Raw genomic sequence first — 18,449 nt, 5'->3', positions numbered from 1 at the left:
GTAGCGCAGCCTCATCGGCCACGGCTGCTAAAGCTGTGCAGGGCTTTTTCGATGCACTGCGCAGTCTTGGCGAAGGCTTGCACGCTGATATCGGCGAACGGCCCGCCACCCTGGTCGGCGACGACGATCATGATCACTCGGCCGTTGTTGACCAGCGAGCGCAGGAATAGATGTTCGCCACGGAACAGCGTGCGCAGGCTCGCCGGCAACAGCGCGGAAAACTGCGCGGTGTTTTCCGGGGTGATGCGCACCTGCGCCTGTTGCGTCAGCAGGCGTTGCAGCACCTTGCTTTGACTGACGACGAAACTCAGCGCGCCGGCTTCCTTAGGCAGGCCGGCAGTCTGGTGCACGCGCAGCGTCGAGTGCGTGCGGTCGGCCATCAGAATCATTACCCGGCGCATCCCGCTGGCCGCCAGCGCATCGCGCGCGGCGACGGTCAGGCTCATGGCGTTGGTGAAACGGCTGGGTTCGGCGAGCAGTTCGGCGCATTGCCGACGCCATTCGCTGAGGTCATCAGAGGATGGCGCCGCCGCAGGCAACATCCCCGCCGGCAGGCGTCGCGTGCCCCATGGCCACAGCAGCGCAACCGCCGGGTGCCACAAATCCGGCATGGCATGCTGGCGCGCGCTATTCGCCGCTTGCTGGTGCAACTGCTGTTGCACCTCGTCCCTGGACATCTGTAGATAAAGGCTGGTCAGGTACTGCCAGCGCTCACTGTGCGGACTGTCCCAGGCCTGATGCGCCGACAGCGCCAGCCCGTTAGCCAGCAGTACCGTATTGGCCGGCTGATTGAGCCAGCGGCGCAGGGTCGGGTCATCGTCGAGGCGGTTTTGCTGACGCAGCGGATGTTCGCTATCGCGGGCGATACGCAACACCTTCACCAGTTCACGCTGTTCGTTGAGCAGCAGTTTATAGCCTTGCTGGACCCAGATCGGCAGATGCCAGGCCTCGACCAGCGCATCGGCAATTTTAAGCAGGCGCACGCCAAACAATTGCTTTTCGACGAGGTGCGCCGGTTCGCGTTTGTGGATAACCCGCAGCTCCCATTCCTCAAGCAGTTGTGGAAAGGTCAGCGCCAGCGGCCACAGCGGCGAGAGAAACAGCAGGCTGCCCCAATGGATGTCCTGCCACAGCCGCGCCAGGCGACTGGCAAAAAAGCCGTTGGCCTGTTGCGTTGCGTGCTGACTGATCAACTGCAACTGGCGCAGGGCCTTGGGGATCTGCATCTGCGGTTCGGCGGGCAGGCGTGTGAGCAGTTCTTCGGTGCGCGCAAGGCCGAGGCGGTTGATCGCGACCTCGAGATTTTCCGCGGGCGTGGCCATGGTGCCGTGGGTGTGACGATTCGCCTCACGCAGGATGCTCAAGGCCAGCGCCGGGCTGTCCTGCATCAGATCGGCGATGTCGCGTAACGAGCTGCGATTGTCGCGGATCGCCCGGCAGACTTTGTCGTGCGCCGCTTGCGGGACAGGCAGCCGGACGCCGTCGAGAAGCTTGACCCAACCGTCGAGCGTGGTCGGTTTTGCGTGTGGGACGTTCGTTTCATTAGCCATGTCTGGACGGGATCTTCACTGACTGTAGACGCGCCCGGCATGGGCTAAATTGGCTTTTCGCCTGAACTGGCTATAGTCTGGCGCAGTTTTGCCGATAAGTAGAAGAAGAGATTTTTTAACTTCCGAATATGACCTTGAACCCGACTTAAACAAGTACCTTCTACCTATGGCTAAAATTATCGGCATCATCGTCGTATTCGCGAGCGTGCTCGGCGGATACGTGCTCTCCCACGGCAAGATTGCCGCCCTGATCCAGCCCTTCGAGGTGATGATCATCGGCGGTGCGGCATTGGGCGCGTTCCTGCAGGCCAACCCCGGTTACATGACCATGCACGTGCTCAAGAAATCCCTGAGCATGTTCGGTTCGCGTTTCACCCACACGTTCTATCTGGAAGTGCTCGGGCTGATCTACGAGATCCTCAACAAGAGCCGCCGTGAAGGCATGATGGCTATTGAAGGCGACATCGAAGATGCCGCCGCGAGCCCGATCTTCGCCAAGTACCCGGCGGTGCTCAAGGATGAACGCATGACCGCGTTCGTCTGCGATTACCTGCGCATCATGTCCTCCGGCAACATGGCTCCGCACGAGCTCGAAGGCCTGTTCGACATGGAACTGTACAGCCTCAAGGAAGACCTTGAGCACCCCTCGCATGCGGTCAACGGCATCGCCGACGGCATGCCCGGTTTCGGTATCGTCGCGGCGGTACTCGGTATCGTGGTGACCATGGCCTCGCTGGGTGAGGGCGACCAGGCGTCGATCGGTCTGCACGTCGGTGCGGCACTCGTCGGTACGTTCTTCGGTATTCTCGCGGCATACGGTTTCTTCGGCCCGCTGGCGCACTCGCTGGCTCACGATGCCAAGGAAGAACTCAACGTCTACGAAGCCATCAAGGCCTCGCTGGTTGCCTCCGCTTCCGGCATGCCGCCGTCGCTGGCGGTCGAGTTCGGGCGCAAGGTTCTGTACCCGGCGCACCGTCCGAGCTTCGCCGAGCTGGAACAAGCGGTTCGCGGTCGTTAAGTCATGGAAAATAATCAGCCGATCATAGTCAAGCGCGTCAAGCGCATTGCCGGCGGGCACCACGGCGGGGCGTGGAAAATCGCCTTCGCTGACTTCGCCACGGCGATGATGGCGTTCTTCCTGGTGTTGTGGCTGCTGTCCACCGCGACGCCGGAACAGAAAATCGCCATCGCCGGTTACTTCAAGGACCCGGTCGGCTTCTCCGAAAGCGGTACGCCGTACATCATCGATCTGGGCGGCACGCCGACCCTGGCGCCGGAAAATACCCTCAACCCGGAAGTGAAGTCGCAGCCGCAACCCGATAAGGTCACGGTCGACACCGAGCAGGTTGAAGGCATGGCCGAGCAGGTCGAAAAGGAGCGTCTGGAGCTGTTGCTGCAAGAATTGCAGAACAAGGTTGACGAGAACCCGCAGCTGCAGAAATTCAAAGACCAGATTCTCTTCGAAATCACGCCCAACGGCTTGCGCATCCAGATCATGGACGCCGAGAACCGGCCGATGTTCGACTCAGGGTCTGCACGTCTGAAACCGTACTTCGAAGATATTCTGCTGGCCATGGCCGACACCATCAAAGCGGTGCCGAACAAGATCAGCATCAGCGGCCACACCGACGCCAAGCCGTACATCGGCAGCGGCGACTACGGCAACTGGGAGCTATCGGCCAACCGCGCCAACGCCGCCCGGCGTGCCTTGGTCGCTGGCAGCTACCCGGATGCGCAAGTGGCGCGGGTGGTCGGTTATGCCTCGTCGGCACTGTTTGATCGCGAGAACCCGTTCAACCCGGTCAACCGCCGCATCGATATCGTCGTGCTGACCAAGAAGGCCCAAGCGGCCATCGAGGGTGCGCAGGGTGCCGATGCTGCCAAACCGGCGGATCAGAGTCAGAACGGTGCTGCACCGGCGGCGCCAGCTGATCCGAATGCATTGCCGGCGGATCAGCAACCGGTGCCTGCGCATGAACTGCGTGAGCGGCTGAATCTGTTTGATGATGCCGCGCCGAAGCCGGCTGCGCCGGGTGGGGCGGCGCCAGCGCCGAAGCAGTGATTGATAAAAAACCGACAGTGATGTCGGTTTTTTTTGCCTGATCTTTTCGGCTTGAGGATTAATGTGCCGCATAGATCTCAGCCCCTCACCCCAGCCCTCTCCCGAGGGAGAGGGAGCCGATCTTCAGGGATTTCAGAACCAGAGTTCGATCGTAATATCTCAAGTCTGCGTACTTCTCAAAAAACGCGCGGTCAGTCCCCTCTCCTTTGGGAGAGGGTTAGGGTGAGGGGCTTTCAGGCGTGACGACGTTCTAGAAACCGCGCCGAATCCGGTTTTTCAGCTGTTCATGAAAGAACTCGGCATTGCGCTTGTAGCTGCCCTTGATCGATTCATTGATCGAATCGAGCGCCATCGAGCGTTTGCTCAGGACTTCATCGCGATAGGCATCGATGAAAAAATCCAGATCACTGGTGGTGCTCAGCTTCGGCCATTTATCCAGATAAAGCGGCAGCTCCGCCGGGCCGGTCTTGAACGAACAGATCCGGCGATTGCTGATAGTCGCTTCGCCAATTTCGAACGGTACCCACCACGACAACGCCGTCTTCTCTGAAACCACCGCCAGCAAATGCGTGCACTCGGTAATGTTGCGCGTGATCACCCCGGTGATGTCGTCGGTGGTCTGCGATTCCGGGTCGAGCACGTCGAGGTAAGTCTTGATCTTCGCCTGGGTCAGGCGGGCATTGATAGCAATCGCATGCGCGCGGTCCATGTGGCGGTAGCTGATGAATACGGGCATCAGAAGTGTCCTTTGATAGCGAGTTCGCGGTAATACGCACCGAGGGCCGTCAGGCGGCAGCCGGTGGAGTGGAGGGCGGCGTAGTACATGTGTTCGGCGTCGACCGGTTCGATCAGGCTGTGGCGGTTGCACATCTGCAGTTGCTTGAAAATCGCGCCGTGGTCGGCATCGAATGTGGCTTCGGTGGGCTCGTAGCTGGGGTCGAGCCGGAACACGGAGCTGGGCTCGGGGAACCAGTCCTTGAGTTTGCGCAGGGTTTCTTCGGCGATCAGCGGCGCGACTTCGCGCAATGGCACGAACTGCGACACGTTGGTCTTGAACACCGGACGTTGTTCCCACGCACCCAGGGCGTTGTCGACAAACGAATACACACTGCCCGGCGTGACCTTGCCCAGCACATTCGCCGCGCCGCCGTGCAACGCCTGCAACAGCAGATCGGTAAACACGCCGTGACCGCGGCTTTCCAGGGCGTACTGTTCTTTCTTGCACGCGGTGAGAATGGTCATCCCTTCGCCGATCACACTGCTTCCGCCGCGCAAGTTGCGCAGGGCGCCCGCTGCACCGGCCTGACAGCAATCGAGAATGATGATCTTGTTCTTGATGTGCGGTGCTTGATCCGCCCATTGCAGAATGTCGCTGATGCGAATGCCTTCACCGCCGTGTTTGAAGTCCTGCGGGATCAGCAGACCCTCATCGATGCTGGTATCGAACTGACCGTGGCCGGCGAAGTACAGCAGCGCTACGTCGCAATCGCCTGAGAACAGACTTTGAATCTGCTGTTTCAGGGTCGCCAGTGTCAGGTTGTCTTCGGCCGAGGTCAGCACTTTGCAGCTGAAATTGGGGCGTCCGTTGGCGTGACGTTCCAGTACCGAGGCCATGGCCATCGCATCGTTGTTGCATCCACTCAACGGTGAAACGTGGGCGTAATGGTTGATGCCGATAAACAGTCCCTTGCGCATGCTCACACCGCCGTATGCAGGCGAATCGCACTGACGATGCTGTTGGTGTTCCACGCGCATTCGGCGTGTGCCGCGTTGCGCACCACGGTCGAAATGCGCTCGGCGCCGAACGGTTTGATGGCGATGATCACCTTGCCCATGCGTTTGGCGATCTCGATTTCCTTGTTGATCCACTTGCTGTACGTCGAATACATGCCGGCCATGATCAGCACCGCCGAGCAGGGGCGAATCTTGTTTTCGATGGCTTGCTCAAGTTCTTGATCGGTACGAGCATCAAGGATCGGATTGTGCGTTGGCACCGAAAAATTCTTGTAGGTAAACCCCGGTTTCGCGTTAAGCAGGCGCACCAGATTGTCGTGGGCGTGGGCATAGCTCCACGAATGGCTGATGAACAGGTGATAGGTTTGCATGGCGTTCCTCGAAGATCGCAAGAGGCGAAAGAGGAACCGAATGTAGGCATCTGGAACGCGCTCACAAGGTCTGAGCGGCAAAACAGAAATATCCTTCAAGCAGGCGTGCGAAAGCCTTACAGAAAACTCCGACGTTTAAAAATGCTTCGAAGGGTCAGGCAGAAACTGACAGTCGGCAACCCTGCGCGAAGGGCTGCCGACAGGCCTGTTTAATAGCCGTTTTCAGGCAGGCTGGCGATGATCGAGCGGTAGCTGTTCATCCGCTGCTGCTGAATGCGCCCATCTTCCAGCGCCTTGAGCAGCGCACAGCCCGGCTCGCGGTCGTGCTTGCAATCGCGGAAGCGGCAGGTGCCGAGCAGATCATCGAATTCGATGAAGCCTGCTTCAACATCGGCACGGCTGACGTGACCGAGACCGAACTCGCGGATACCCGGCGAGTCGATCAGTTCACCGCCGCCGGGGAAGTGGAACAGCCGCGCGGTGGTCGTGGTGTGCGTGCCTTGGCCAGACAGTTCGGACAACGGCCCGACACGAGTTTCCACCTCAGGCAACAAGCTGTTGACCAGCGAGGACTTGCCGACGCCGGACTGGCCAACGAACACGCTGATGCGCCCGTCCAGTTGCTGCTGCAGCTGTTCCATGCCATTGCCGTGATGCGCCGAAACTTCCAGCACCGGATAACCCAGCGTGCGATACACCGCCAGCAGCGCGTTGAGCGCCGGGGCGTTCTGCTCGTCGATCAGGTCAAATTTGTTCAACAGCAGAAGAGGGCGGATGCCTGCGTGTTCAGCGGCGACCAGATAGCGGTCGATCAGGTTGGCATGCGGCTCGGGCAGCGGGGCGAAGACGATGACGATCATGTCGACGTTGGCTGCGACCGGTTTGAGCTGGCCCCGGCTGTCCGGGCGGCACAGCTCGGTGGTGCGCGGCAATTGCGCGACGATCACGCCGATGCCCTGGTTGCCTGCGCGCCAGACCACTTTGTCGCCGGTTACCAGTGCCGGCAGGTTGGCGCGCAAATGGCAGCGAAACACTTGGCCCGCCAGTTCGCCGTCAACGGCCTCGACTTCGACCTGTACGCCAAAGTGCGCGATCACCAGGCCGTGTTGTTCAGGGCCGAGGTCGCCGCCCTCAAGGGCTTCGACCGCCGAGGACTCGCGTTTGGCGGCGCGGGCGGCGCGCTCGCCCTGAATCTTTTCGATGCGCCAGTTTTGACGACGATTGAGTTGGCGTTTGGCCATGGGTGTTCCGTCTGAAGAATGCAGCGATTAGGTAAAACGGCCGCGAGTTTAGCACGCCCGGCCAGCGGCCTAGGCTAAACTGCGCAGCATTGCCCAGGAGCCCGAATATGCAAAACCCGCAGAACCTGATCTGGATCGACCTTGAAATGACCGGTCTGGACCCGGATAACGACGTCATCATCGAGATGGCCACCATCGTTACCGACAGCGACCTCAACACGTTGGCCGAAGGCCCGGTGATCGCTATCCACCACAGCGACGAAGTCCTCGCGCGCATGGACGAGTGGAACACCCGCACCCACGGCAACTCGGGCCTGACCCAGCGTGTGCGCGACAGCCGCATCAGCATGGCCGAAGCCGAAGCCGAAACCATCGCCTTCCTGGAAAAGTGGGTGCCGAAGGGCAAATCGCCGATCTGCGGTAACAGCATCTGTCAGGACCGTCGCTTCCTCTATACCCACATGAAAGCGCTGGAACGCTATTTTCACTACCGCAACCTCGACGTTTCCACCCTCAAGGAACTGGCCGCACGCTGGGCGCCGGACGTGCGCGACAGCTTCAAGAAGGGCAGCACGCACCTGGCGCTGGACGACATCCGCGAATCGATCGCCGAGCTGCAGCATTACCGCAAGCACTTCATCAAATATTGATCAGGTTTGCGCAGGAGCGGCCGCGGGTTGCTCCTGCATTTTGCCTTTCTTTGATATTTCCGAACCTGCCGGGCCGATGATGTTAATTGAGCATTGGTAATTTTTTGTCTGGGCCGCAAATATTAGAGAAAACAACGTATTTACAAGTACTACCTCGGGCTATCCGCACTGACTTCAAAGAACGAAGCTTCAGGCTGGAGCGAGGCTAACGTCATCTCTTTTGATACCGGTGCGAAGTGGCTAGACTGCGCGCCTCTCTGCCGGGATCGCCGCCATGTTGCTGATGCTCTATCTGATTGCCATTACCGCTGAAGCCATGACCGGGGCTTTGTCTGCCGGTCGTCGCGGTATGGACTGGTTTGGTGTGGTGCTGATTGCCTGCATCACCGCGTTGGGTGGCGGTTCGGTTCGTGATGTGCTGTTGGGGCATTATCCGCTGACATGGGTCAAACACCCGGAATATCTGGTGTTGACCTCGGTTGCGGCAATGTTCACCGTGTTCACCGCGCGCTGGATGCGCCACCTGCGCTCATTGTTTCTGGTGCTCGACGCAGTCGGTCTGGTGGCGTTCACCCTGATCGGCTGCATGACCGCGCTGGAAATGGGCCACGGCATGCTGGTGGCATCAGTCAGTGGGGTGATCACCGGAGTATTCGGCGGCATTCTTCGCGATATTTTCTGCAACGACATTCCGTTGATTTTTCGGCGCGAACTTTATGCGAGCGTGTCGTTTGCTGCAGCATGGTGCTACATGCTGTGTCTTTATCTGAATGTCCCTGGCGAACAAGCCATCCTGATTACGCTGTTCGGCGGGTTCTTGTTACGTCTGCTGGCAATTCGTTTTCATTGGGAAATGCCAAAGTTTGTTTATAACGATGAACATTGAAGATTTTTATTCAGGTATGACTTTATAGTTTTACGACATTGCAAGGGTATGTTTCTTACATTTTTCATTTTGCCGATTTTTTAAAGTGATGTATTTCTCTGCGTGGCATCTGCGATGTCAGTCAAGAATGCATTTCTTAAAAGGATTTTCGTCATGAGTGAAAGTATCGAAACTGCAAGCGACCACCCCTCTATCCCTCCCCTACTCGAAGCTATTGCCCGTTTCAAGGTCAAGTTCGATGCCAGTGATAGTAGTTACAACAAAACGCTATTCGGTAATGGCCGAATGCAGGTCAAGGTACAAGTGCTGGTTTCCGGGGTGGACGTCAATGGCAGCGCAGTACACATACCGGCCGATGTAATGGAAAGTATTCAGCTGATTCATTACAACACAGGGAAAACCTTGCGCGACGGTTGGACGGCCAGTACGGAACAAGGGCAATACACTCTTGAAGCACCAGGCTCGTCCAATAATGCAAATGTTGACGACGACGGATCAGAATATGACAGCCTGCATCCGCAGGTCCGCACGTTCTGGGTGTCCTCAGCGGTCGCCGGCACCACCCAGGTTGCTGCGCGTTTGTTCCTGAATGGGGAAAAGCTTCTTAGCAACGGCACCACGCTTACCAGCGTTCATGACAGCAGCGTCACCCTCGAAGCACAAACACCTGTGACCTATGCCGTTGAACAGTTCCGCTGGTACCAGACCCGTCGCGGCAATGAGCACTACGGCAATCGTATCTTCAACTATTATTTGGGACTCTATCCGCAGGGGCAGCAGATCAAACTGGTCGACTGGATTGTAGATGGAATCGAAAAAGGTGCCGATCATTTGTTTGCAGGGGGAAATAAACTCAACGAACCAATGACCAATTACATGAGCGTGTTTCTGGCTCGCCCCGAAACAAAAGAATTGTTTGTTTCCTTGCCGGCGAAGGGCGACCCGTATGCGTACGCTTTCTTCCCTGACGCTCCGTCGTGGAATGATGAAAATTATCATGTAAAGGTTAATGACCACGATGGAGAACTGACCGTTGTGCAAGCCCTCTCCGAATATTCGAGCACAACTGCGGGTCGAAGCAAATTTGGAGGCACCCTTCACTTTGTTGCCATTGATGAATACGGCACTGAACATAAGCTGGCGATTCGCGTTAATTTTTATGAGCGCAATTTGTATCTGCAGCGCGGCTGATGAGTGCTTTCACTGATGCAATGTCGGTGGAAGTAGTAGATCTGTATGCCTCATGCGGTGCAGCTACCGATAAGCTGTGATGTTCAATGGTGGGTAGTTTGCATAAAAGTGCCCTTACCAGCTCCAGACGCTCGCCCCTTTGTCGAAAGGGGCAGCACAATCCCACCTCAAGGATGAGCACACATGGCTGGAAAACCGCCAAAGGTCAAACCTGTTTCTGCCCCAACCAAAACGCCTGAAGTCAATGCGGATGGCTCTCACCGGCTACCGTTCACCTCTCCAGCAATGCCGCATCTGCCCATACCCAGCCGCCTCGAACCGTTACGTCCTTCCTTCGAACCAGACGCCGTCGTAGTGATGCCGGCGATCAGCGTGAGCGCGAACCCGAGTTCTTCCGCAATTGGCGAATTTGAGCTGCTTGCCGCGAAGTCTTCGCTGACGGATTACTGGATACCCACACCTGAAAACCTCGGCGATGCCGATGCGCAGGGCATCCGGATTTTGAAGCAGCGTCGGTATGTCGCCGTCGCCAGTGACCATATCGTGCAAGTGGTTCCGGACGCTGAGAGCGGTCTGCTTCGTGCCACGCTGGCCAGAGAACGCACGCCTTCCGGGCCCCTATTGAAGCGGGATGGCGAGTCCCGGTTTTGGGTCGCACTGGAGAGTGACGGTTTCACTATCTCCGATTCAATTACAGCGCAGGCCGCAGAACTTTTTCGCCGATCGGGACGCTCCGTTGCGCAGTTTTCCGACACCACGGTTGTACGCCTGCTGGCAGTGAGCGGGGTCAACGAAGCAGAGCTGCGTCATCTGATCGCGCATGATCGCCCTGTGCCTTTTTTGCTGGAAGACACCCTCAGGCGATTCGAACTTGATCAACAAGTTCAGGCGGAGGGCCGCGGAGCCAATGAGAGTTTCACGCGCTTCAAAGAAGTTGAGGATGCCTTCGAGTCCGATTGTGATGAAAACACTTTGCGGATGCGCCGTGTATTCCCTGATCTACCGAAAACGGCTGCACAGGCGATATGGCGTGATACCAGTGCTGCCGAGCGTTTGCATCTGCATAACCAGCCTGGCATCCCACAGAGAGTGGCGCTTGCGACTCTCGTGGCTTTGCGAGAAGTTCGCTTGGCAAGGGCCCTGGAAGGCATTTATTTGGAGGCGCTAGTCAATCCGGACAGTGACCGGTTAGTACTGCATATGATCGGAAATCTCGTGGATTGGCCGCAGCAGGTTCGTATAGAGATTCATCAAGGCGCGATTGACGGAGACGTCTTCGCGGCTATCGGCGATGCCCAGTCATCGGATCGGCACCTGCTGATTCGTCATCATGATGCTTACATGGTGGCAAGCGGCGGCCCGCCGTCTCTTCAGGGTGCGCAAAATCTGTATACGACACTCTGGTCCTTGTTGTTGCCAGTGCATCGTAAAACGCTCGGCATTTCAGTCGGGGCTGGCCAGGCGCTGCAAAAATTAATCCGTACTCAGCCTCCACCATCGCGGCAAGTGGTGAGCGAACTGCTGCGCTTGGCACCGCTTCCAGCCACCGTCAAGGCGGGTACAACGCAAAACCGGCAAGAGGGGCTGTTGCGCGGCGGAGCCGACGTAAGCCCTGAATCGACGAAGTCTTTTGAAAGTCGCATACGTGATCTTTACCCAGAGATTTCGAACGACGACATGGCGGCGTTCATCGACAAGCGCTTACAGCACGATCCCTCTGGAGTTTTAAGTCGTCTGGAAAATGAGTTCGCCACGCTACGTCATGAATTGGAAGTGTGGCGTGTTGAGGTGCCTCCACATCCAACAGAGGGAGTGGTATGGAGCGCCGAGGCATTTGCTGAACAGTCGCGGCTGCGTCAGAGGTTCAGCGAAAAATTACTATTGGTTTGGCAGCAAAAAATGCTTTCAGTAGAAGACGCAGCAGGTGAAAGTTTCAGTTCGTTCATCGATTTCAACGCTGAGTTGCCCAAAATAAGCACTAGACTAGAGCACGTGACGGAGCTCGTGTTGGAGGCGCGCAATCCAGGCGTGAAATTGGGTAGATTTCTCGAAAGTTTCCCCAGTATGAGTTATTTGGTTCTTGAAAAAGTACGCATGGATGGATTCGCTCCGGGCATTTTCCAAATGCGTGACTTGCGGCACTTGATCTTGAAAGACTGTTTACTTCAACTGTCTGAAGCCGAAGCGGAGGGTCTTTCGAGAATCGAAACGTTGACACTATTGAGGCTTGACGGAAATCCGTTGGTTGTCGTTCCTCATGTGGGATTCATGCATCAACTCAAAGAGTTGTACTTGGCTAACACTGGGCTGACCAGTATTCCCTCCGGTGTAGAGCGCTTGAGCAGGCTCAAAATCCTTGATTTACGCGACAACAATATAGTTGATATCGGGGATGATTTTTTTGACATCCCGGATACCCAAGACACGTATGTAGACCTGAGGGGTAATCCGTTAAGCCAGGCAGCACTGCTACGTATTAATGAATATCTCCAGAACGCCAGCATGGATAGCGAAATCGCTATCAGGATTCAGGATCAGGTGTTTGATGAGGCTTTCGAGCTTTCCGAGTTTTCGGACAGCGGCGTGGGGTCTGATAGTGATGAGGTATGAAGTTCTTTTGATGTGATAATCGCGCTTCAGTAACAAGTAACAATATGAATAAAGTCCACTTCCAGTCTCGTTTTGCAAACGATTTCGTGTGAGTGGGCTTTTTTGTGTGTGAAAGTTTTCGGTATTGCATTGTGTTGGCTGTTTGGTTGGTTTCGGTGTTGAGGTTGTTTTCTGTCTCTGGCTAAGCTGTTTCGGGTTTTGTTTGTCTGGGAATTATTTTTTAATCATTACAAGTGGAAATAAAACCCCTGTTTTATTTGAATGCGGTGCGTGTATTAATAACGGCTCAAACAGCAATGTCGTGCTGCGTAAATAAGTTGGTTAAAGGGTTTTATATGTTTGAACAAGATTTGAGTGTTCAGCGATTTCAAGTAAAGTTTGACACTTCAACAATTCGTCATAAGGCGCTTTACGCCAACGGTCGTATGCAAGTCAGGGTATTGGTGCTGGTTTCGGGAGAAAATTCGAACGCTGAGGAGGTGTCGCTTTATGGGCATCCGGCCCTTGAGACTCTCAAGTTGATCAGCTATGACACCTCCGCACCATTGGGTGATAGCTGGAGTGTCGGAACTCAGGAAAACCGCTTTGCGCACAATATGTCAGGTGGTGCAGCCCGCGTTTTGCCGCTGGTGCCTGCGCCCGATAACCGGATATCGGATCCTTCGGAACGTGTGCAGATTTTTGAGTTTTGGGTCACCAGCAGTCGTCCGGGTTCGATTCAGATTGCAGCTGAAATTACATTGCAAGGAGTAAAGTATCGAAGCGATGGTCGTCATGGCTATGACAGCAGCGTTACCCTGGAGGCAATCGCCCCCAAGCAGTATCCAATCTCAAACTTTGTGATGAAAAAAACCAGAGTTCTTGATCTGCCCAGCCTTTTTGAACGAACCGAATTACACAGTCTCTCTTTACATGCGGAAGGACGGCAGATCAATTTGCTGGATTGGGCGAGTTTCGATGCCAGATATGACGAAGAGTTTGCAACCGAGTTCTTCTCATCGGGTAATGCCCTAAATCTGTCTCCTGGGGTGAGAGGTTATGTTGCTTTTATTGGACCGATTTATGGTGTGCAGGTCACCGCCCGTACTTCAACAGGATTCCGCTCTTTGGCCCAGGATCCTGGGACGATATCGATACTTAGCCATTTGACACAAGACTATCCGAACAAACCTGCTCGCACGGCTCAATTGAATCTGCAGGTTTTTGATGAATACGGTACCGAGCACAACGTTCGTATCAATCCCGATATTGTTAATCGCTCTTACACATTGAGTTGACTAGGTTTTTTGCGATTACCCCTATTCGTTGTTCTCTGCAATGTAAGCGGGACGCTTGCTTGTGTGCTTTTTGATAATAACAGGAAGTTATCCATGAACAGTCAAGCTACGGATTCAGTACGTTCCAATGCATTCAATTTCGGCGGATTTGTCGCTGGTGGCGTAGATCCCCGTACGGGTATCTATGCCGTGGCTCTGACACTGGGTGCCATTCGCTCTACCGATCTTAACGGACCATCATTCAATCTTTCGCTAGGCTTCAACCCAATTGACACGCGTAACGCAGGTTATGGCACAGGTTGGTCGCTCGCGAGCAGTCGTTATGACTTGCGCAGTAAGGTCATGACGTTGGCCAACGGTGAGACCTATAAAGCCTCTGAAACTTCTAAAGCTTTATTTTTCAGGGAAATGAAGCTGGAGAGCGCCAAGGTTCTGAAAACGGGTGTCGGGCAGTATGCCGTTCACTACAAAGATGGCCGGCGAGAAGAGCTTGAGGTTTTTGGTGCTACCCGGATCGCGGTGCCCAAGAAAATTATCGCTGCGAACGGCGCTAGCATCGCTTTGAAGTATGCCTTGTTCAATGAGCAACCAAAACTCGTTGAGATAAGGGATGCAAAAAGAGTACTGCTCAAGGTCGGCAGTACTGCTGGCAAGCTTACGTTTACTCAGAATCCTGACATGCCGGACAGCACAGAATTCTCGCTGACATTCAGTAACGATCGTGTCACCGCCATAGCCTTACCGGTCGGTGGGAGTTGGGATCTGCAGTACGAAATCATTCACGGTATCAATTATGTCAGTCGTGTTGATTCGCCGCTTGGGACCGTTGAAATCATCCGCTACAAGCGCGACGGCCACATGTTTCCTGGTGGAATGCAACACGTACCGTACGTGATAGCGCATGATATTTTTGCCAAGCAAGGGCAGCGAAAGATAATCAAGACTTACACCTACTCGGATCCAAACTACCTGGGCTATGGTGTAGAAGCGGATAGCAAGGATGACATTGACCTGCTTTACCGGGCACAGGCGAAATATCAGTACAGCTCCACTGAACAGTTGATTGTGGGAAATAAGCTTCATACTCACACCAAACGCACTTACAACAAATTTCATCTGTTGGTCTCTGAAGTGACGCAATGTGGTAATGCGGTGACGTCGGCTTCTACCGAATATCACTGTGACGTCACCAAGCCATTTACCGGGCAGGACCCGCAATTCAGGATGCCCAGGTCCCATGCCCTCAGTTATGAAGACCGCACGACCAATAAGAAGCGCACCGAGATATCTACCACTGAATTCGACTCTATCGGCAACCTGGTCAAGCAGGTGGGTGCCAACGGTGTGACCACGCAGTTTGAATACTACCCAGACTCCGAATCAGAAGACTGTCCGAAAGATCCCCTAGGGTTTGTCCGCTTTCTAAAGCAGAAGACCGTAGTGCCTGCGGTTGGCGGCGGCGCCTCTACCGTTACCCGCTATCGATACGCTTTGCATCCCGTTCTCGAAGGCGCGACGCACGCTAATGTCGTGCCCATCCAGGAGGAGTTTTTCGAACTGGTGGACGGAAGTGAGACTCTTCGCTCCCAAGTCGACATGACTTATCTCAATACACCCAAGGACCCTGCCAGGCACGGATTATTGCTACACCAAAGCGTGGTCCGCAATGCCACGACAACTCGCATCGAGTACTCGTATGTACTCGACGGTACCAGCCTGGTGCTGAAAAAAACCGTGCACGGTTTTGACGACACCACCAGTTCGAGTGAGCAAACGCTCTCGACCCTGAACGGACTGATAATGTCCGAGAAAGATGCTGACGACCGCGTCATCGAGTATGAATACGACAAACTTGGCCGCCGTCTGCGCAAGACATTCTCACCCGGTACGGCGTTTGCCTCCGCTACTCATTGGAACTATGAGGCTGCCAAAGATAACAAGCCTGCGAGGATGACCACGACAGACTCATCAGGTGGTATGCAGATCGCCAAATACGATGGTTTGGGCCGCATCATGGCGATTCAGGAAAAGGATTGCGACAACCCCGACACGCAGGGCAACTGCCCGATGCGCACGGTCTACAGCACGTTTCATGACCAGTCGGGACGGCCGGTGCAGGTCATTCACGGTGACTGGTGGGAAGGCCTTTTGCGGGAGGTCAGGACGGAGTTTTCTTACGACAATTGGGGACAGGTCACAGAGACCCGCCATGGCGATGGGCGCATCGAGCATAGTGTGTTTGACCCGATCAGCCGCCAGCAGCAAAACTGGCAGCAGGGCATGGGCAAGACAGTTGCCGCCGTCAATGCTTTCGGTAAGCCGGACAGCGTCGAGATGTTCGATCTCAAGGATCAAAGCCTGGGTAAAACCGTTTATGGATATGACGGTTTGGGCCGAACCCTGAGTCAGACCGATCCCGCCGGCAACATCACCCGCTACGAATATGATGTGTTCGACCGGATGGTTCGCAGTGTTCTGCCGGACGGCCATGCCGTGGAAACCACATTTGCTGCCCATAGCACTGGTGAGCTGCCGGTTGAAATCAAAGTGGCGGGTTTGCCACTGGGACAACAGAGGTTCGATGGTTTGAACCGTGTGACCGAGATTACTGTGGGGGGGCGTAAGTCGGTCAGCAGTTACGAGGCTGGGCGCAGCCTGCCCAAGTCCTCAACAGATGCTGCGGGCCAGAAAATCGAGTTCGTCCATGCCCCTGAACTGGGCGGAGTGTTGACTGAGCGCAAGGCCGTGACCGAGGGGGACGAAGACGGGTTGGCCACCCGATTCACCTACGATGTCCAGAACGGAAAAACCAAGAGCTGCATCGAACAGGGTCGCGAGCGTCATTTCGAGTACTTCCCCTCTGGACGCCTGAAGTCGGAAACCAGTCAATATGGCGAACAACGCAAGACGGTTTCCCATACCTATTCTTTCGCCGGTTTGCCCCTTACCTACGTGGATGTGCTCGGTACAAAGCACCAGACCGATTACGACAACTGGGGGCGAAGAACCTCATTCAAGCAAGGTGCGGTGCAGGCTGATTATTTCTATGACAAACGCGGCCTGCTGGAGAGGATCGAAACACGCGACACTTCGACCAAGCGCCTGTTGACCACGCGTCTGACCTACGACGATATAGGGCGTGAAACAACTCGAGGTTTTGAAGTCGGCGGTTTGCCCACTCAGACGCTGAGCTCCAGCTACACCGTGGCAGGTAAACTGGGGCAGAAGGTTTTGAGGCGCGGCGCTTTCGTGCTGCGTGATGAGCGTTTCACTTACGACGTGCGCGGGCGCCTCAAACAGTACGACTGCGATGGCAGCCAGCGGCCACGGGATCCCTACGGCAAGGAGATCGCTCAGCAAATATTTATCTTCGACGCGCAGGACAACATCCTGACGCTGCAAACCACCTTTCCCCAAGGCGTCAACGTAACGACCTTCAGTTTCAGCGAAATCGATCCGGCGCAGCTTATTGGTGTAACGCACTCCCATGCTGACTATCCCGCGCCGGTCACTCTGGAGTACGACGCCGACGGTCGAATGATCAAGGACGATCAGGCGCGTAATTTGGCTTATGACGCCTTCGGTCGGCTGAACCGGGTGAGCAATGCTCGAGGGGATGTAGTGCGTGGTTTCCATTACGACGGCTTTGACCGAATCGTTGAACTGTCGCAACCGCGCATGCCGGATGTGCAACGCTACTATCACCACTCGGCAGTCAGTAGCGAAATTCGTGGCGAGGATTCGCGCAGTGTCGTACGCGATGGTGGATTGATACTGGGGCAACAGCAATTCGGGGCTAACGTCGGCAGCCGGATCTTCGGGGCGGATCAACAGCAAACTGTGCTGGCCCAGTTACACGGGGAGCAATGGGAAGACAATGCCTACAGCCCTTATGGACATCGTCCAGCCGAAGGCGCGTTGTTCAGTTTGGCGGGTTTCAATGGCGAGCAACCGGATGCAATCACAGGTCTGTACCTGCTCGGCAACGGTTACCGGGCCTATAGCCCGACCCTGATGCGGTTCACCAGTCCCGACAGCATGAGTCCGTTTGGTGCGGGAGGTTTGAATGCCTATGCATACTGCCTGGGTGATCCAGTCAATCGCATTGACCCTACGGGACATATTTCCTGGCAGTCGATTGCGGGGATTGCGCTGGGGATTATCGGGATTGTCGCCAGTATCGTGACCCTGGGTGCTGCTACGCCATTAGCCCTGTTGGCAATGGGGCTGGGCGTCGCTTCAGGGGTGACTGCCATTGGCAGCGAGATTGCCTATGCGTATGACCCACAATCCCAGGTCGGCGAAATACTCGGCTGGGTAAGTATGGGGCTGGGTATTGCGTCGGCTGCTGCGGGTGCACTGGCGGTTCGGCACGCAGTCGCGCAAACACTGAAGCCGCGCCAGTATCTTGTGAAACTGGCTGACGAGCCGCCGGGCAGGATCGTGGAAAAGGAATACGCGACGTTCGGCATGCCTTACAAGAAAGAGTTTTCCAAATCAAGCAAAGCCGGTGCCGCTGCTGCTGAGGCGGAGCCGCCAGCAAACTGGACGGTTATTGAAGATTTTGCCAGTCACAATTATCTCGATGAGGGAAAACGTGGAAAAGCACAGCTTGCGAAGTACAACGAGTACAAGGCAGAGATCATAAACCACAATACGCATCCTCGAGAGGCCGCGAAGGTTTTCCCCACGGGCCTGTACGAAAACTATCCTAACTACAAAAACTTCAAACCTAATGGTGAGCATAAGGGATTCATGCATGCACACATGCGTGTGACGCATGATCACCGTACTTTTTTTCTGGTGAATGACAACACCAGACAAATCATCATCAAGCAAGTCGGTACTCACGACCCGCAATGGTGATTAGCGGGGTG

Annotated in this window: 13 protein-coding genes; 8 read left to right on the top strand and 5 right to left on the bottom strand. The window is 55.5% G+C overall.

The window, feature by feature from the left end:
- Positions 1–11: 11 nt before the first annotated feature.
- Positions 12–1,550, bottom strand: coding sequence for an HDOD domain-containing protein (locus tag V6F91_RS13785; protein WP_332765265.1), 1,539 nt, complete (start codon positions 1,548–1,550; stop codon positions 12–14).
- A gap of 166 nt (positions 1,551–1,716) precedes the next feature.
- Here V6F91_RS13785 and motA point away from each other — a divergent pair, with 166 nt between their 5' ends.
- Complete coding sequence (motA, locus tag V6F91_RS13780; RefSeq protein WP_024011357.1) at positions 1,717–2,568, top strand: flagellar motor stator protein MotA; 852 nt, start codon at positions 1,717–1,719, stop codon at positions 2,566–2,568.
- 3 nt (positions 2,569–2,571) lie between these two features.
- Positions 2,572–3,612, top strand: coding sequence for a flagellar motor protein MotB (motB, locus tag V6F91_RS13775; RefSeq protein ID WP_332765261.1), 1,041 nt, complete (start codon positions 2,572–2,574; stop codon positions 3,610–3,612).
- A 250-nt stretch (positions 3,613–3,862) separates the two neighbouring features.
- Here the strand turns inward: motB and V6F91_RS13770 are convergent, their stop codons facing one another.
- The 4 genes from V6F91_RS13770 to rsgA all read right to left on the bottom strand — a co-directional run bounded on the left by V6F91_RS13770 (position 3,863) and on the right by rsgA (position 6,958).
- Positions 3,863–4,348: a toll/interleukin-1 receptor domain-containing protein gene (locus V6F91_RS13770; RefSeq protein WP_332765259.1), complete on the bottom strand. Its 486-nt coding sequence runs from the start codon at positions 4,346–4,348 to the stop codon at positions 3,863–3,865.
- A complete protein-coding gene (locus tag V6F91_RS13765; RefSeq protein ID WP_332765257.1) occupies positions 4,348–5,307 on the bottom strand; it encodes a caspase family protein in 960 nt (319 codons plus the stop codon). Before V6F91_RS13765 ends, V6F91_RS13770 begins: the two co-directional genes overlap by 1 nt.
- Before the next feature lie 2 nt (positions 5,308–5,309).
- The gene (locus V6F91_RS13760) at positions 5,310–5,717 is read right to left on the bottom strand and encodes a TIR domain-containing protein (RefSeq protein WP_090280733.1); all 408 of its coding nucleotides are present in this window, start codon (positions 5,715–5,717) and stop codon (positions 5,310–5,312) included.
- Between the two features lie 209 nt (positions 5,718–5,926).
- Complete coding sequence (rsgA, locus tag V6F91_RS13755) at positions 5,927–6,958, bottom strand: small ribosomal subunit biogenesis GTPase RsgA (protein ID WP_332765254.1); 1,032 nt, start codon at positions 6,956–6,958, stop codon at positions 5,927–5,929.
- A 107-nt stretch (positions 6,959–7,065) separates the two neighbouring features.
- Here rsgA and orn point away from each other — a divergent pair, with 107 nt between their 5' ends.
- The 6 genes from orn (at position 7,066) to V6F91_RS13725 (ending at position 18,438) form a co-directional block, all read left to right on the top strand.
- A complete protein-coding gene (gene orn, locus V6F91_RS13750) occupies positions 7,066–7,608 on the top strand; it encodes an oligoribonuclease (RefSeq protein WP_332765252.1) in 543 nt (180 codons plus the stop codon).
- A 274-nt stretch (positions 7,609–7,882) separates the two neighbouring features.
- Positions 7,883–8,494, top strand: a complete 612-nt coding sequence (locus V6F91_RS13745; protein WP_039756834.1) for a trimeric intracellular cation channel family protein — start codon at positions 7,883–7,885, stop codon at positions 8,492–8,494.
- A 153-nt stretch (positions 8,495–8,647) separates the two neighbouring features.
- Positions 8,648–9,685 carry a hypothetical protein gene (locus V6F91_RS13740; protein ID WP_332765249.1) on the top strand — a complete coding sequence of 346 codons (1,038 nt, stop codon included), beginning with the start codon at positions 8,648–8,650 and terminating at the stop codon, positions 9,683–9,685.
- A gap of 183 nt (positions 9,686–9,868) precedes the next feature.
- Positions 9,869–12,295 carry a leucine-rich repeat domain-containing protein gene (locus tag V6F91_RS13735; RefSeq protein WP_332765247.1) on the top strand — a complete coding sequence of 809 codons (2,427 nt, stop codon included), beginning with the start codon at positions 9,869–9,871 and terminating at the stop codon, positions 12,293–12,295.
- Positions 12,296–12,630: 335 nt separating this feature from the next.
- Positions 12,631–13,572, top strand: coding sequence for a hypothetical protein (locus V6F91_RS13730; protein ID WP_332765245.1), 942 nt, complete (start codon positions 12,631–12,633; stop codon positions 13,570–13,572).
- 93 nt (positions 13,573–13,665) lie between these two features.
- Positions 13,666–18,438 (top strand): RHS repeat-associated core domain-containing protein, encoded by a 4,773-nt coding sequence (locus V6F91_RS13725; RefSeq protein WP_332765243.1) that lies wholly within the window; start codon positions 13,666–13,668, stop codon positions 18,436–18,438.
- Positions 18,439–18,449 lie beyond the last annotated feature (11 nt).

This window comes from Pseudomonas koreensis (genome assembly GCF_036668835.1).
In the GTDB taxonomy this organism is placed as follows: domain Bacteria; phylum Pseudomonadota; class Gammaproteobacteria; order Pseudomonadales; family Pseudomonadaceae; genus Aquipseudomonas; species Aquipseudomonas koreensis_I.
The sequence above is the reverse complement of the archived record's forward strand: the minus strand, read 5'-3'. Positions and strand labels throughout refer to the sequence as shown.